14 protein-coding genes are annotated in these 15706 nt (G+C 72.3%); 9 read left to right on the plus strand and 5 right to left on the minus strand.

The annotated features are described in order from the left end of the window. The first annotated feature begins 68 nt into the window (after positions 1 to 68). From sbnA to ACWCV3_RS19825, 3 genes are all read left to right on the plus strand, one after another. A complete protein-coding gene (gene sbnA / locus ACWCV3_RS19815; RefSeq protein ID WP_451225545.1) occupies positions 69 to 1088 on the plus strand; it encodes a 2,3-diaminopropionate biosynthesis protein SbnA in 1020 nt (339 codons plus the stop codon). Continuing rightward, positions 1082 to 2098: a 2,3-diaminopropionate biosynthesis protein SbnB gene (sbnB, locus tag ACWCV3_RS19820; RefSeq protein WP_451225548.1), complete on the plus strand. Its 1017-nt coding sequence runs from the start codon at positions 1082 to 1084 to the stop codon at positions 2096 to 2098. The genes sbnA and sbnB overlap by 7 nt, the downstream gene beginning before the upstream one ends. Positions 2099 to 2595: 497 nt before the next feature. Beyond that, positions 2596 to 5988 (plus strand): hypothetical protein, encoded by a 3393-nt coding sequence (locus ACWCV3_RS19825; RefSeq protein WP_451225551.1) that lies wholly within the window; start codon positions 2596 to 2598, stop codon positions 5986 to 5988. A gap of 97 nt (positions 5989 to 6085) precedes the next feature. Here ACWCV3_RS19825 and ACWCV3_RS19830 read toward each other — a convergent pair whose 3' ends face one another. From ACWCV3_RS19830 to ACWCV3_RS19845, 4 genes are read right to left on the minus strand one after another with little or no spacing between them, the layout of a single operon-like run. Next, a complete protein-coding gene (locus tag ACWCV3_RS19830; RefSeq protein WP_451225554.1) occupies positions 6086 to 7132 on the minus strand; it encodes an NAD(P)-dependent alcohol dehydrogenase in 1047 nt (348 codons plus the stop codon). Between the two features lie 23 nt (positions 7133 to 7155). Beyond that, entirely contained in the window at positions 7156 to 8424 is a 1269-nt protein-coding gene (locus tag ACWCV3_RS19835) for a cytochrome P450 (RefSeq protein WP_451225557.1), read from the minus strand. Between the two features lie 60 nt (positions 8425 to 8484). After that, positions 8485 to 9888, minus strand: coding sequence for an NAD(P)/FAD-dependent oxidoreductase (locus ACWCV3_RS19840; protein WP_451225560.1), 1404 nt, complete (start codon positions 9886 to 9888; stop codon positions 8485 to 8487). Next, the gene (locus ACWCV3_RS19845; protein ID WP_451225563.1) at positions 9885 to 10103 is read right to left on the minus strand and encodes a ferredoxin; all 219 of its coding nucleotides are present in this window, start codon (positions 10101 to 10103) and stop codon (positions 9885 to 9887) included. Before ACWCV3_RS19845 ends, ACWCV3_RS19840 begins: the two co-directional genes overlap by 4 nt. Before the next feature lie 547 nt (positions 10104 to 10650). On the opposite strand from ACWCV3_RS19845, the gene ACWCV3_RS19850 reads away from it, so the two are divergent. Further along, positions 10651 to 11280, plus strand: a complete 630-nt coding sequence (locus ACWCV3_RS19850) for a phosphatidylserine decarboxylase (RefSeq protein ID WP_451225566.1) — start codon at positions 10651 to 10653, stop codon at positions 11278 to 11280. Between the two features lie 49 nt (positions 11281 to 11329). Continuing rightward, complete coding sequence (locus ACWCV3_RS19855; RefSeq protein ID WP_451225569.1) at positions 11330 to 11983, plus strand: TVP38/TMEM64 family protein; 654 nt, start codon at positions 11330 to 11332, stop codon at positions 11981 to 11983. A 129-nt stretch (positions 11984 to 12112) separates the two neighbouring features. Here ACWCV3_RS19855 and ACWCV3_RS19860 read toward each other — a convergent pair whose 3' ends face one another. Further along, a complete protein-coding gene (locus tag ACWCV3_RS19860; RefSeq protein WP_451225572.1) occupies positions 12113 to 12598 on the minus strand; it encodes an SRPBCC family protein in 486 nt (161 codons plus the stop codon). A 125-nt stretch (positions 12599 to 12723) separates the two neighbouring features. Between ACWCV3_RS19860 and ACWCV3_RS19865 the strand changes: the two genes are divergently transcribed. The 4 genes from ACWCV3_RS19865 to ACWCV3_RS19880 all read left to right on the plus strand — a co-directional run bounded on the left by ACWCV3_RS19865 (position 12724) and on the right by ACWCV3_RS19880 (position 15705). Further along, the gene (locus tag ACWCV3_RS19865) at positions 12724 to 13233 is read left to right on the plus strand and encodes a 2'-5' RNA ligase family protein (protein ID WP_451225575.1); all 510 of its coding nucleotides are present in this window, start codon (positions 12724 to 12726) and stop codon (positions 13231 to 13233) included. A gap of 330 nt (positions 13234 to 13563) precedes the next feature. Next, the gene (locus tag ACWCV3_RS19870) at positions 13564 to 13968 is read left to right on the plus strand and encodes an FKBP-type peptidyl-prolyl cis-trans isomerase (RefSeq protein ID WP_451225577.1); all 405 of its coding nucleotides are present in this window, start codon (positions 13564 to 13566) and stop codon (positions 13966 to 13968) included. 280 nt (positions 13969 to 14248) lie between these two features. Continuing rightward, positions 14249 to 14944, plus strand: coding sequence for an SDR family NAD(P)-dependent oxidoreductase (locus ACWCV3_RS19875; RefSeq protein WP_451225580.1), 696 nt, complete (start codon positions 14249 to 14251; stop codon positions 14942 to 14944). Then, a complete protein-coding gene (locus ACWCV3_RS19880; RefSeq protein WP_451225583.1) occupies positions 14941 to 15705 on the plus strand; it encodes a YqjF family protein in 765 nt (254 codons plus the stop codon). Before ACWCV3_RS19875 ends, ACWCV3_RS19880 begins: the two co-directional genes overlap by 4 nt. Position 15706: the final 1 nt, after the last annotated feature.

Consider the following 15706-nt stretch of genomic DNA (forward strand, 5'->3'; position numbering starts at 1 on the left):
GACAGGAGGAACTAGCGTGTTCCGCACGATGCTCGGGGCCCGTCCCGATCCGACGGGGCGAGGCCGCCATGCCGGAATCTGACGACGGGCCCGCCGGCGTTCTCGGCACGATCGGCGGCACGCCGCTGGTCGAACTCGCCAAGCTCGCTCCGGGGCGGCACTTCACCACCTACGCCAAGCTGGAGGCCTTCAATCCGGGCGGCAGCATGAAGGACCGCTCGGCCCTGGAGATGCTGCGCGGGCTGATCCGGGGCGGCACCCTGGTGCCCGGCCGCTCGGTGGTCGTCGAATCGAGCTCCGGCAACCTGGGCATCGGACTGGCCCAGGTCTGCGCCTACTACGGGCTCCGGTTCATCTGTGTGGTGGACCCCCGCACCAACCGGCAGAACATCGCCGTCATGCGGGCCCTCGGTGCGGAGGTCGAGGTGGTGAGCGAGTGCGACCCGGCTACGGGCGAGTACCTGCCCGTCCGGATCGGCCGCATCAAGGCGCTGGTCGCCCGCATCCCCGGCGCCTACTGGCCCAACCAGTACGCCAACCCGCTCAACCCCCAGGCGCACCGGCGGACGATGCGCGAGATCCTGGAGGCGGTGCCGGGCGGGGTCGACTACCTGTTCTGCGCGACGGGTTCCTGCGGCACCCTGCGCGGCTGCGCGGAGTACGTGCGCGACCGGCAGCTGCCGGTGACCGTGGTCGCGGTGGACGCCAGAGGGAGCGCCATCTTCGGCGGCGTTCCGGCACCCCGGCTGATCCCGGGCCACGGCGCGGCCGTACGGCCGGCGCTCTACAAGGACGGGCTCGCCGACGAGGTCGTCCATCTGACGGACCTCGACTGCGTGGTCGGGTGCCGGCGGCTCGCCGCCCGGGAGGGCATCCTCGCGGGCGGCTCCTCCGGGGCCCTGGTGGCGGCGGTCGGCCAGATGGCCGACCGCATCCCGGCTGGCGCGCGCTGCGCGGTCGTCCTGCCCGACCGCGGGGAGCGCTACCTCGACACGATCTACGACGACGAATGGGTCGCCCGCCACTTCGGCGACGTGTCCCACCTGTGGAAGGAGACGAAGTTGGCGATGAAGGGGGCATCATGCTGATCCTTGGAGCCGGAGACGTCCACCAAGTCCTCGACGACGCCGAGGCCGAGGTCGTCGCAGCAGTGCGCCGCGCGTACCTGCTGCACGACCGGGGCCGTACGGCCCTGCCGCACTCGGTCTTCCTCCGTTTTCCGGACGACCCGCGCAACCGGATCATCGGACTGCCCGCCTACCTCGGCGAGGAGGAGGAGCCGGTGGCGGGCATCAAGTGGATCGCCTCCTTCCCCGGCAACACCGCGCGGGGCCTGGAACGCGCCTCCGCCGCGGTGATCCTCAACTCCATGGCCACCGGGCAGCCGGAGGCCCTGCTGGAGGGCTCGGTGATCTCGGCGCGGCGCACCGCGGCGAGCGCCGCCCTCGCGGCGGCGACGCTGGGCTCGTCCGTCGCCGAGACCGGTGTCTCCCTGATCGGCTGCGGCGTGATCGGCTTCGAGATCCTCGCCTACCTCCGGGCCGTCCTGCCCGGCCTCGACGCGGTCACCGTGTTCGACCTCGACAGCACCCGGGCTGAGTCCTTCGCCGCCCGTTGCCAGGCTCGCTGGCCGGACCTGAAGACCGAGGTGGCCGTCAGCGCGGAGGAGGCGCTCTCCGCCCACCGGCTGGTCTGCCTGGCGACCACCGCCGCCGCCCCGCACCTGACCACCGACGCCTGCCGGCCCGGCACCCTGGTCCTGCACGTGTCCCTGCGCGACCTGACACCGGGAAGCATCCTGACCGCCGTCAACGTGGTCGACGACGCGGACCATGTGTGCCGCGAGTCGACCTCCCTGCACCTGGCCGAACAGCTCTGCGGCAACCGCGGCTTCATCACCACCTCGATCGGTGCCGTGCTGAACGCGGGAAAGCCCTTCCGACGCGCCGAGGACCGCGTCACCGTGTTCTCCCCGTTCGGCCTGGGCACCCTGGACCTCGCCCTCGCCGACCTCGTCCGCCGCCGGGCCGCCTCCCTGGGCCTCGGCACCCGGGTACCGGACTTCCTGCCGGCTCCCGCCGGCGCCGCGGTCGGCTGACCGGCGACGGTCGCGGCACCGGCCCCGGCACGGCAACCTCGGCGTCCACGCCATCGAACAGAGGCCCGCTCCCGAGGAACCACATCCGCACGATCCGGTCCATGGCCGGGCCGGGGACCGTGCCGGAGTCTCAATGAGCCCTGTTCGCCCTGGTCAACGATGCGCTGCCGCCGTACCACCAGCAGACGAAGATCTTCTGGTGTCGTGCTCGCCGAAGAGGCTGGGCTTCTTCCGAACACCTGCGCAAGGCGCCTGAACTGGGTTCCCACCCGTCAGGCGCCCTTCGCGCAAACCGCTCTCGGACGGGCTCGGTCTGCGTGCCGACTCCCATCTCCTCCCACGACCGTGCCCAGCCTGACCCGTGCCTCCAGACCAGCCACGGACCACACCCCCCGGTTCAGCCCTCGGGGTCCGTCACCTCGACCGACGCCCTGCCGCACGACGACCCCCGCCCCGCCGAAATCCGCAGGCACCATCCGTCAGGCAGAATCGCCGTCATGTCCCAGCGTGCCGAACACCTGCTCACAGCCGTCGACCTGCTCTCCTACCCCGACCGCATGCGTGAGCTGGCCTCCGCTGCCCGGCGCGCCGCGGCGACGGGGGCGGTCGACGAGCTGGTGACCGGGCTCGCCGCCCACGGCGTCCACGGACGGCGGCTCGCCGCCACCGTGGCGGACATGGTGCGCCACGACTCGTATCTGGAGGGCAGCCTCGCGGACTCCGACCGTCTCGTCCGCGCCCCCGCGATCAGGGCGCTGCTGCGGGGGCGGCTCACGGACGCCGCCGTGATCGAGGCCATCGAGGACGCCCCCGCAGCCGTGCGGCAGCAGCTCGTGCACGCCATCGCCGTGGCGGGGCGTACGGGCCTCGCCGAGGCCCTGGTCGAGCCGACGTACCGGCGATGGGGCGCCGAGGCCGCCGCGGAACTGCTCGCCTCCTGCACGGCGGAGACCGCCGCCCGGCTGCTGCCCCGCCTGTTCCGCGGACTGAGCTCCTACCGGCTGCTCGCCGCCCGCCATCCCACTCTGCTGCTCGCCGAGATGGAGCGGCAGCTCGACACCCTTCCCTCCGTCGTACGGGACGGCTGGCTGGCGTCCCACGCGGACGCGCTCGCGCTCCTCGCCGACCGGGATCCACTCGGTGTGCTGGCCGTGCTCGAGCGTCACGAGACGCTGCCGATGCCTGTGGAGCGCAAGCTGCACGTCCTGGCAGAGGCGGATCCCGGCCGCACGGTGCGGCTGCTGCTGCGCCCGAGGCTGCGGTCCCGGCTGAACAGCGGCCGCCTCGCACCCGCCGTGCTGCGCCGAATCGTCCGCCACGCCCCGGCGGAACTCAACGACCTCGCCCGCGCCTGGAACGACAACGAAGCCGCTCTCGCCCGGCTGCTGGCCTGCCTGCCGCCCTCCCGCCGCGGCGTCCTGTTCGACGCGGCGATGGAGGGCAGGGACCTCACCCACGCGGACCTCAGCCCCGCCCTGCTCGACGTACTGCCGTACGAGCGGCGCACTGCCGAGGCCCGGCGGATGGCGACACTGGCCCGCGGCAGAGGCGCGCACTGGGCGCGCATACTGACAGCAGCCGCCTACCTGCCTCCGGACGAGGTCCGTGACGACCTTCTCACCGCCGTCCGCCGCTCCGCCGCCGACGACCGCGCCACGGCCTACCCGCTGCTCGTCCGCAACGCAGCACGCTCCCGCGACCCACGGGAGGTGAGCCGGTTGCTGCGTGCGCTGCTGCGGCTGCGCAATGAACAGGACCCGGTCCGCAGCGCCGCCCTCTCCGCACTGGCAGAGGTGCCCCCGTCGCTGTTCGCGGAGGACGCCGCCGAGGACCTCGGACGAATCTCCGTCGACGCCGTCGAAGCCCGTGACTCCTCCTGGAGCACCCGTCACGCGCTCAGCACGCTCGCCCTGGCCCTGCTGCGCGAGCGCGCCGTCACCGGTGGCACGCAGCTCATCGGCTGGGCCCTCGACACCCTCACCCGGCTCTCCGGCCACACAGGCGGCGCGCACGTCGGCCGACTCGACACCGTGCTGCGGCGCGGCCAGGAGTACGAGGTGCTGGCGGCGCTGCGGCCGTGGCTGGCGGCCGCCACCGACAAGGCCGACTACTCGCTCGTCTTCGCACTCGTGCGGGCGCTCGGGCGGCGCGCGTGGGAGATGGCCGAACTCCAGGAGTACCTCTGGCAGGCCGTCCAGTTCGGAAACGACGCGTCCGTCCGCACCGCCGTCGACCTCTGGCTGGAGCAGCCGAAGGGGCGCGACGAGCGGGTGGAGCGGATCGTGGGGCTGGAGCCGTCCGCCGCCGTCCTGCCGTCCGTTCTGAGCGTCCTGACGGGACGCCGTACGGACCTGCTCGACCCGCTGCTGGCCGACACCCCACCGTACGGCCGCTTCCTGACCGTTCGCAGCCACTGGACGCCACCCACCTGCCGGTCCCACCGCTGGGTGCCGCGCCAGCAGCGGGCGGCGGCACAGTTGCTCGCGCGCACGGCGGGCGACGCGGGGCAGCCGGTGCATGTGCGCCTCCATGCCCTCTCAGCGGCGGCGGTGATCCCGGAGGCGGGCCTGGAAGTCGTCTGCCGCTGCACGGGATCGTCGAACGTCCCGCTGGCGGAGGCGGCCCTCGGCGCACTGCCGTGGACCGACCGCCCCGACGAGGTGCTGCCGCTGCTGCTGGAGCACGCGGGCGGCGACCTCGCCCGGGTCGCGGTCTACGCGGCGACGCGGGCCGCGCGGTACGTCGCGCCGTCGCGGCTCGCCACGGAGCTCCGCGGGCTGCTCACCCCGAAGGACCCGCGGACGGTGAAGGTCACCAGCCGCAAGGAGGCGGTGCGCCTGGCGGCGACGATGCTGCCCCCGGCGCAGGCGGCGCCTCTGCTCCGGGAGGCGTTCGAGCTGCCCGGGCAGCACCACGACGTGCAGTCGGTGTGCGTCGCGTTCGCCCGGGGCATGCTGGCGGAGCCGGCCAGCTGGACCGTGCTGGAGTCGGCCGCGCAGGGACGCACGGAGCTCCGCCAGGCGCTGGCACGGGCGGTCGTGGCCGAGGTGGACGAGGAGCATCGGGCCAGGTACGCGGGGCTGCTGCAGCACGCCTGCGAGCCGCTCGAACCGGAAACGGCTGCGGCGCTGTTCCCAGCACTGGCGGCATGGGCACCGTGGCAGCCGGAGATCGCCGAGATGCTGGTGGCCGCCACCACGGACCTTGCCGACCGGGCGGTGTGGGCGATGGCCGGGCAGGAGCTGGTGGAGCTCGCAGCGGACGACGACGGCCCGTACCTTCGGGCCCTGCGGGCGATGCTGGAAGCCACCGGAGACCCGGACCAGCCCGATGCCGAACCCGAACGCGACCGGCCTGCCCGGCAGCGGGCCGCGAGCCTGCTGCACCACCTCCTGCTCCACCATCGTCACCGGGGCGGAGGCCGGCCGACGGCGGACGTGCTCCTGCGCGCCGCCGACACCGTCGCCGGGCGCGAGGACTTCGCGCACTCGGTCGCCGAACTCCGGCTGTACGCCCTCGAACTGAACAAGGACGCCACCGCGCTCTCGTCGGGCCTGCGGCGATTGGCGGCCGACTGCGAAGGACGTCCGCTGCTCGCCCAGGACATCGCCGAAGGGCTCAGCTCGCGGCTCAGCGCGATCAGCGGCCCCGCGCCGGACGCGTGGCTGGAGACCGCCCGCACGCTGGGTGGGGAACCGGGCCTGGCCCAGGGCCTGTTGGCTTTCAGGCTCACTGTCTCCGGCGGCAGCCGCTCTCGGTGGACGGAGCCGTGGCGCGGCCGGCTGCGTACCCTGCGCCGGCACGCGCACCCCGACGTCCGCGCGGCGGCACGCGAGACGGTCACGGCACGGGAGGCGCCGCCGTCGGTCCCGGGGACGATCCAGTGGTGACACGGCGTGGCTCTGTCGCGACGACCGGGAGCGGTCCTCGGTCTCGTCCGCCAGGACTCCGGCGGTTCACAGGCGTTCCGCCCGTTGACGCCGGCACTCAGGCGTGGGGGGTGATGACGGCACGTCCTCGGATGCTGCCGCGGTGCAGGAGCTGGTACGCCTCGTCGGCGCGGTCCAAGGGGAAGTGCTCGACCGGCATCGTGATCTTTTTCTGCTGGGCCAGAGTGATCACTTCCATCAGTTCGGGCAGAGTGCCCCAGTAGGGCGAAGCGACGGAGCACTCGTGCGGCGGGCTCGTGAAGTTGACGGGCAGGGCTCCTCCGCCGAGGCCGACGACGGTCAGGTGGCCGAGCACCCTGGCCACCTGAGCGGCCATCCGGAGAGTCGGGTCGTTGCCGACCATGTCCAGCACGAGCTCGGCGCCCTGCTGCCCCGTCAGGTCCTTGATGCGGGTGACCGCCTCGTCGCCCGGGAGAAGCGCTTCGTCGGCTCCCATGTGCCTGGCGGTCTCCAGCTTGCGGTCGTCGGTGTCCACTGCGACGACGGTGGTCGCCGTGGTGAGCGCGCGCAGGATCTGGATGGTCATCTGCCCGAGCCCGCCTGCCCCGATCACGACCGCGGTCGAGCCCGCTCCCAGCAGGTGCAGCGACCTCTTGACGGCGTGATAGCTGGTCAGTCCGGCGTCGCTGAGCGGGGCTGCCTGACGGGGGTCGAGGGTGCCCAGCGGAATCAGGTACCGCGGCGCGGGGACGAGCAGGTACTCGGCCATTCCGCCGTCGTGGCCACCTCCCAGGCCCGGGCCCTGACCGCCGAGGTTCTGGCAGTAGTTCTCCTTGCCCTGGCGGCAGTTGACGCAGATGCCACAGCCCCAGGAACCGTAGACGATCACGGGGTCGCCGGGTGCGAACCCGGTGACGCCCGGTCCCGGGGTCTCCACCCATCCGGCGTTCTCGTGGCCGAGGGTGAAGGGCGGTTCGGTGGTGACTCCCGCTGGTGGGCCGGGTGCCTCCATGATGTGCAGATCGGAGTGGCAGGCGCCGGCGCCCCCGACCTTCAGCAGGACCTGACCCGGTCCGGGCTCGGGCACCGGCACCTCGCGCAGCTCGGGCGGTCGTCTCCACCCGACGAGTCGGAAAGCACGCATGGGGTTCCTTCACGCACGCCGGGTCAGTCGCGGATGCCGTCGATGTCGACCAGAACGTGCCGCGGTCCCCGGAAGATCTGGTTGTGCCGGTACGGCGGCGGGTCCTCGACGAGCCGGGGGTTCTCCACCCGGCGGACGAACTCGCCGACCGCGGCCTGGACCTCGAGTCGGGCGAGCGGGGCGCCGAAGCAGAAGTGGATGCCCTGGCTGAATCCGAGGTGCTGGTTGTCGCGGCGTTCGAGGTCGAGTTCGTCGGGGTCGGTGAACCGTTCCGGGTCGCGGTTCGCCGAACCGTACGCCAGGAAGATCGGCGCCCCCTTCGGGATGGTGGTGCCGGCGATGTCGATGTCCTCCAGGGCGGAGCGGGTGTGCCAGAACTGCACCGACGACTCGTAGCGCAGCAGTTCCTCCACGCCGGGCACGATCAGTTCGGGCCGGCGGCGCAGCGTCTCCAGCGCGTCGGGGTGACGCAGCAGGGTGAGCACGCTGTGGGCTATGAGGTTGACCGTGGTCTCGTGCCCCGCGAAGATCAGGAGCAGTGTGTTGCTCGCGAGCGCGCCCTTGGACATCCGTCCTTCCCGGCCGTCCTCGTTGACCAGGGCGGAGAGCATGCCGGGGCCCGGCCGGTCGGCGTAGCGGTCGAGCAGTTCCGCTGCGAACTGTCCGAAGTCCTGGACGGCCTGCCGGGCCCCGGCCAGCCGGCCCTGGATCTCCTCGGAGGCGGCCTCGGGGCCGAAGTCCAGCGCGTCCAGGGCCGTTTCGATCCAGTGGTGGAAGCGCGGCTCGTCCTCCAGCGGCACGCCGAGGACCTTGCAGATCACTGTCACCGGCAGGGGGTAGGCGAAGTCGTCGACGGCGTCGATCCGGGTCTTGCCCCTCATGCCGTCCAGGAGGCCGCCGACGATGCGGCGGATCTCGGGTTCCAGGTCGGAGATCAGGTGAGGGGTGTGCGGCGGGCCGGCGAAGTGCGGCATCATCGTCCGGCGGTCACGGTCGTGCTCGGGCGGATCGCAGGTGATGATGCTCGGCTCGGTCAGCGCCTCTCTGATCGGCTCAGCCGCCGACTCTCCCGAGTCCTCGGTACGGGCAGCGCCCGGTACCGGGCGCTTTCGTGGGTCCGAACTGACCCGGGGGTCGTGGAGCAGCGTGACGATCTCCCGATAGGTGCTGACGACGTAGGTGCCGTCCGGTTGCCGCGCCACCGGGGTTTTGCGCAGTTCCTCGTAGAAGGGGTACGGATTGGCGCGGTTGGCGTAACGCAGGGCCTGCTGCCAGGGGCTTTCCTCGACCACGAGGCTCCCCTCCTTCTTCCTGTCGATGCTGTCCGCTGACCCGCACGGCCGACGGGCGGGTCAGCGATGGGGCGGCCGGAACGCAGCCGTCCGCTCGCTCGGGGCATGACCGGTCAGAACGACGTCGGGGATCGCCGTCGGGACCCTCGGATCCGGGAACTCGGCCGGCATCGGACTCGTGACGGGCGGCCGGTCCCAGCCGGGAGGCGGAGGCGGGAAGGGGCCGGACTGTTCGATCAGCCTGCCGTAGTAGTCCAGCCACTTGCCGTGATCGAAGGCGACCGCGGCGACGATACGGCCCCGGTGACCGTAGGCGGCTGCGAAGTGGCGCTCCTCGACGGACCCCTGGGTGAAGACGATCTCGTCGCCGAAAGGCGGCACCCCGACGGACTTGATGTTCACGCCGAACTGGCCGGACCAGAAGCCGGGCAGCAGCAGATGCGGACGATAGTGGGGTTCGAGGTTCACCATGTTGTGGGCCGCGGCCTCGGCGCCGAAAACGGCGTTGTCCCAGTGTTCCATCGCGAGGAACTGGTACTCGTACAGCACGTGCGGCGCGCGCGCCACGTCCCCTGCCACGAAGACGCTGTCGGTGACCACACCGTTGATGTCGAAGGCACGACCGCCGGCGTCGCACCCGACGCCCCAGAAACCGGCCGCCAGTCCGGAGCCCTCCAGCCATTCCACGTTGCGGATCGATCCCAGCGAGGCCACCACCACGTCGGCGTCGACGGTGGAGCCGTCCGACAGACGCGCACGCCGCACATGTCCGCCGGAGTCGCCCTCCAGCGCCGACACGCCCAGACCGCAGCGCAGGTCCACACCGTGATCGCGCTGCATCTGCGCGGCGATCTGCCCGATCACCCCGCCGAGCGCACCGACCAGCGGCGCCGAACCCCGCTCGACGACGGTCACCGGGATGTCGAGCTCGCGGCAGACCGACGCCACCTCGGAGCCGATGAACCCGGCGCCGATCACCAGTACCCGCGACGGCGGCTCGGCCAGCGCCTTCTGCAACTGCTCGGCGTCATCACGCGAGCGAATCGTGTGGACCCCCTGCAGAGCGGCCTCGGCGGGGTTCGGCCACTGCCGCGCGCGAGTGCCCGTGGCGATCAGCAACCGGTCGTAGGGGACCTGCTCTCCGTTCGCCAGGCGCACCTGCTTCGTGGTCCGGTCCAGGCCGGTGGCGGCCACCCCTAGGCGCCAGTCCGCGTCCACCTCCCGCATACGGGGCAGCTTCGTGTGGTCGGCCGGCACCCAGCCCTTGAGTACCTGCTTGGACAGCGGGGGACGGTCGTAGGGCTCGTAGGGTTCGTCCCCGATGATGGTGAGAGAACCGGTGAAGCCCTCCTCGCGCAGAGCTTCCGCGGCCCGCAGCCCGGCCAGGGAGGCACCCACGATGACGATCCGGCCGCTGGCCCGGAACTCGCGCACAACTTCCGCGACCGTTGCCCGCAGGGTCATGACGTCTCGTCCCCGTCCTCGCCGTCCAGGCGGTCGATCGCGATCGCCTGCACCGGGCAAGCCGCGGCAGCGCGCTCGACCTGCAGGCGCCGCTCGTCGTCAGGGTTCGGCTCATAGGTGAGCGCCTCCTGACCGTTCAACCGGAAGACCTCGTGCGCCAGATACACGCACTGCGCGTATCCCTGACATCGATTCAGGTCCACGACCATCCGCATGGGCAGGCTCCTTCCGCTCTGCCGCGCGCCCCGTGGCGGCGACCGTCGACTCGGTCACCCTGCGGGCCGCTGCTCAGACCCTGTGTCAGGCGACCCGACTTGCGGGCGTACAAAAATGGTCGCGCCGCCCTCCGACGATCGCAAACCGCCGTTGTGGGACGCAGCACGTCTCGGGGGCGGGGCACTTCTTGATCTTTGACCGGTTCATGCAGGTCGGAGGCTTCCGGAGAGCGGGTATCCGAGGAAGCTGCCACCTGGTCGCGCCGTGCCCGGGCCGCGCTCCGGGCGCGTGACGCGGGTGTCACACTCTGAGGTCCGCACCAGCCTCCCCGCCGTCAGGGGACTGGCACTGATCGTTTCGAAACGCCGTGTCGCGGCCCGGAACTCGTACCGCCTCTGATGTACGCCGTGGTCAGCTTGAAGGATGACCTGGCGCCTGTCGGTCGTCCTTCACGACTGCTGAGCTTTCACCCTGCGGTGGCACTGCCGGGCCGAAGGTGCCTGCCAGCATGGGAGGACGCCTTTGAAACCGTTGTCTGGAGTACGCGTGCCCCTTTCTTCCTTCGCTCGCCTCGCCCGCGGATCCTCGCCCTGGCTAGCGCCGACCGTCGCCACGGCGGTCGCCAGCCTGGTCCGCGCTCCCCGGTCGAAGCGCGCCCGGGCGCTCGCGGTGCCGGCCACCGCTCTCGCCGCGGGCATGCTGTGGTTCTTCCGCGATCCCGAGCGCGAGATCGCTCAGGGCCGCGTCATATCCCCCGCCGACGGCGTGGTGCAGAGCGTCATGCCGTGGAAGGACGGCCGCACCCGGGTCGCCATCTTCATGAGCCCGCTCAACGTCCACGTCAACCGCGCGCCGCTGGCGGGCACCGTGACCTCGGTCGAGCACATCCCGGGCGGCTTCGTTCCGGCGTTCGACAAGGAGAGCGAGAACAACGAGCGCGTCGTGTGGCACTTCGACACCGAGCTCGGCGACATCGAGCTGGTCCAGATCGCGGGCACCGTCGCGCGCCGCATCGTGCCGTACGTCCCTCGTGGGACCAAGGTCGGGCAGGGTGACCGCATCGGCCTGATCCGCTTCGGCTCGCGCGTCGACATCTACCTCCCCGAGGGTGTCGAAGCCGCTGTCGAAGTGGGACAGAGGACCGTCGCCGGCGTCACACGCCTCGACCGCTCCTGAGATGCGGCTGAACGCGGCGCGGGAGGGAGCCGTCCGGACCACCTGGGCCATGGCAGGCGTGAGGCTGGGACTTCTGGCCGTGGGGATGGCGGGCGCCGCGTTCATGCTGATCTCGACAGCACCGGACGGCCTGCTCAGCCCGGGTGCCAGGACGACCGGGGCCGGCCCGACGGCCCTCGCCTTCATCGGCGTGTACGCCCTGGGCACGTGCGTCTTCATCCCCAAGCCCGCCCTGAGCGCTGTCGCCGGCATTCTCTTCGGTCTGCCGGTCGGACTGTTCGTCGCCGTCGTGGGAAACACGGCCGGAGCCCTGCTCGGGTACGTCGCCGCCCGGCTGCTGGGGAGCGACGCGCTGCACCTGCTGAGCGCTCGCAGCCGTCGCGTCGAAGCCCTGCGCGCACGTCTCGTACGGCGGCCCTTCGTCAGCATGCTCTGGATGCGCGTCACACCGGGTATGCCGTTCGCGGCGGTGAGTGTGGCGGCGGGCTCCAGCCGCTTGCCCGTGCTTCCGTTCGCCGTCGCCACGGCGCTCGGCACACTCCCTGCCACGGGTGCCTGCGTGGCGATGGGTACCGCCGCCGCCTCGCTGTCGTCACCGGTGATCTGGGGCCCCTTCGGCGCGGCTGCGGCCGCCTTCGGCGCCGTCTTCCTCGTCCGGCGGAAGAGGCGCGGGCAGATCGGCCCGACCGCCTCGTCCTCGTGAAGCCCCGGCGCGTCCGCGCAGACGGTCGCGGAAGGGGTGGAGTGGGTACCCGCACGTGCACGGTGTGACCTTCGGCGGAGCCGGACGTCGCACCGTGCCCATGAGGTCCCCGCCCCCGCGAGCCCGGCATCAGCCGACCGAGATGCCCTGGTCCGGCACGACCGTGCGGGCGAGGATTCCGAGCGTGGCACGCAGGCCGGCTTCGGGGATGACGGGGAAGATGCCCGACTTCCGGTACGTGTCGTCGATCTGGCTCCAGTCGTAGTACGAAGTGACGAGCGTGCCCGACTCGTTGGGGGTGAGCCGGTAGCCGTACAGGTGGCGGATGGGCGGCTGGATGGCGCCCGAAATCGTCCATTCCAGGAGGGTGTCGGGTTCGTAGCGGGTAATGATCACGGTCACGTCGTAGCGGCCCATGGGAAGGTCTCCGAGCGCCTCCCGGTCCATGTGGACCAGGAACCGGTCCCCCACCGCACTCACCCGGTCGCCCTCCGCGGACTGCAGCATGCCTGAGCTGTCGATGGCCACGTGGCCCTGCGGAGATCGCAGTACCTCGAAGATCGTGGCGGGGGACGCCGCCAGCTGGCGCGTCACTTCGAATCGGTCCGTCGTCATGCTTCACCTTCGCATGGTTGCTCCGGCCTGCCTGCGGCGGGGGAATCCGACGTGCACCGGGGCATCGGGCCCGCGCGCGTGCGGAGCCCGCTGGTTTCGTCCGGCCCCCGTCCTACGCTGGTGGCGTGCGCACAGTGGAGTTGTTGCCCGATGAGACGACCGAGGCGCGGGTGCGGCGGGTCTGGCGGCGGCTGGCGGAGGCGGGGATGCCGAGTCTGGCCGGCCACCGGCACCCCACGAATCGGCCGCACCTCACCGTGACGACCGCGTCCGAAGTGCCGTGGGGGGCGCGGTCCGCGCTGGCGGGCGCGCTCACGGCGCTGCCCCTGCCGTTGCGGCTGGAGGGGACCCTTCGCTTCGAGGGCCGGACCTCGGTGCTGGCTTGGCGTGTCGTGGCCGGCGCCGGGCTGGCCGCGCTTCAGCGGGAGGTGTGGGCGTTGCTGCCCGGCGGCGGGAATCCGCTGTTCGAGCCGGATCGCTGGGTGCCCCACGTCACACTCGGCCGGAGCCGGTCCGGATCCGGCTCATGGCCCGCGGAGCTTCTGCCCGCCGAGCTGTTCGAGCCCTGGGAGGGGATGTTCGCGGCGGCGCGGAGCTACGACACGGAGTTGCGGACCGTGGAGCGGCTCGCGTAGGTCTCCGCGGCTTCACGGCTCGGTGAAGGCGGGTGTCAGGCGTCTGCCGGTTCGCCACGCGGGGCGCGCGGTGACGCTCCTGTCGCTCAGGGGTCGCTGACGAACGTCCCCGGCCCCGAGGGCGCGTCGCTTTTCCTCGGCAGCCTGACGCAGTTCGTCCGCGGCGGGGGCTCGGCCACCCGGGAGGACTTCATCGCCATCGGCGCCGGTGTCGCGGTGGCGGCCTGACCGGCGCCGGTCGAGCTCGCGGGCTGCGGCGTCGGTAGCGTTGCCTCAGAGAGGCGGGGCGTCCGCCCCGGACGGCCTTCGGCGGAGAGTGATGAGGCGGGAATGAGCGAGCTGACGAAGCCCGAGGTCGCGGTTCCGGAGGGTGACGCCCCTACCGAGCTGACCGTGCGGGACCTGGTCGTCGGGCACGGGGCGGAGGTCAGGCCGGGCATGGTGGTTCGGGTCCACTACGTCGGGGTGACCTTCGCGTCCGGGAAGGAGTTCGACGCCTCCTGGGACCGGGGGGAGCCTTACAAGTTCGCCCTCGGCAGCGGCAAGGTCATCAAGGGGTGGGACCGGGGGGTGCGGGGGATGAGGGTCGGCGGCCGGCGCGAGATCATCGTTCCGCCGCGGCTCGGCTACGGCAAGCAGTCGCCCTCGCCCTTGATCCCGGCGGGTTCGACCCTCGTGTTCGTGGTGGATCTGCTGGATCTCTACTCCGGGACGACCGGGTGGAGCAACGCCTAGGGTCTTTCGTTCGGATCAGGCCGCGAGCCCGGCATGATCCGAACGACAGGCCCTGGCGGGACGCTCCAGGAAGAGGGCGGCGGGCTGCCCCGGTGGTCGCCGTGCGCGGGGGCCGAGGCGGGTGACCGGGGTCCTCCGCGGGATCGGCTCCCGCCGGCCGGGCAGGCGGACCACGGTCGAGCCGGTCTTCGCCGGGCGGCGACACGCGAGTCCGCACCGCCGCATCCGCCCGGCCGCCGGCGAGCGAAGTGTTCCGTGGACATGAGGCGGGAGGAACCAAGTGGAGATCCGGGGTGCACGCATTCTCGTCGCCGGGGCGACCGGTGACATCGGCTCGGCGCTGGCGGAGCGGCTGGCCGGGCTCGGAGCGGTGACCGCGCTGGCGGGACGGGATCCGGGCCGGCTGGCCGGGGTGCGCGAGCGGTGCGGGCCCGGCCCCTCGCGGACCTTCGACGCCTGGGATCTGGACGGCGCCGAAGGCACGGCGGCGTGGGCGGCGCGGGAACTCGGGGGGCTCGATGCCGTCGTCGTCTGCGTGGGGGTGGCCGCGTTCGGGCCGGTCGGTGAGATCGGGGAGGCGGTCGCGGAGCACGTGATGTCGGTGAACGCGCTCGCGCCCATGGCGATCCTGCGCTCCGCCTCGACCCACGTGTCCCCGGGCGGTCTGCTCGCGGCCGTCACGGGCACCGTCGCCCGCACGGCACCGGCCGGCATGGCGGACTACGCGGCGGCGAAGGCCGCGCTGGCCACCTGGCTGGCGGCGGCCCGCCGGGAGCTGCGGCGCTCGAGAGTGGAGGTGCTGGAGATCTGCCTGCCCCACGTCGAGTCCGGGTTCGCCGGTCGCGCGGTGACCGGCACCGCTCCGGCCCTGCCATCGGGCATCACGGTGGCGGAGGCCGTCGACGCCGTCGTGGAGGGCATGCGTACGGGCGTGCGGGTCGTGGACCCCGCCGGGGCGAAGCGGGGTGCGTCGTGACGGCGGGCACGTCCGAGCACGTGGAGGACGTCACGCCTCTGCCCCCACGCCCCCTGTCGCGTGTTCTCTTCCGGCAGTGGTGGCGTGAGCTGGTCTTCCTGCACTGGGCCGCCGATCCCGACGAGGTCGCGCGCCTGCTGCCCCCGGGCACGGCCCCCGACCTCCACCTGGGCCGCACCTACGTCGGCCTCGTCTTCTTCCGCATGGACCAGCTGGCCCTCGGGAGGGGACCGGCTCTGCCCTACCTGGGCAGCTTCGGCGAGGTGAACGTCCGCCTGTACAGCAGGGACTCCCTCGGGCGGCGCGGAGTGGTGTTCCGCTCGCTGGACTGCGACCGCCTGCTGCCCGTCCTGACGGCACAGGCGGCGTTCGGACTGCCGTACCGCTGGGCCCGCATCCGCACCCACCGGAGCGGCGCCGGGATCTCCTACGACAGCCTCCGGCGCGACGGTTCCGGAGCGGGCGCGCACGTCCGGGCCGAGGTCTCCCCCGAGCCGTACGAGGCGACCACCCTGGAGGAGTTCCTCACCTGCCGGTGGGGGCTGCACGCCCAACTCCGGGGCCGGACCTACTACTTGCCGAACACCCATCCCCGGTGGACGTTCACCCGCTGCGAGCTCACCTCGTACGACGAAACCGCCATAGCCGCGGCCGGGCTTTCCGCCCCGGCCGGGGACCCCGTCAGTGTGCTCCACGCACCGGGCGTCCCCGTCCGCTTCGGCCCCCCGCTCCGGCTGCCCCAGGGTCTTTCGTCCGGATGAT

It is taken from the genome of Streptomyces sp. NPDC001781, from assembly GCF_053596035.1.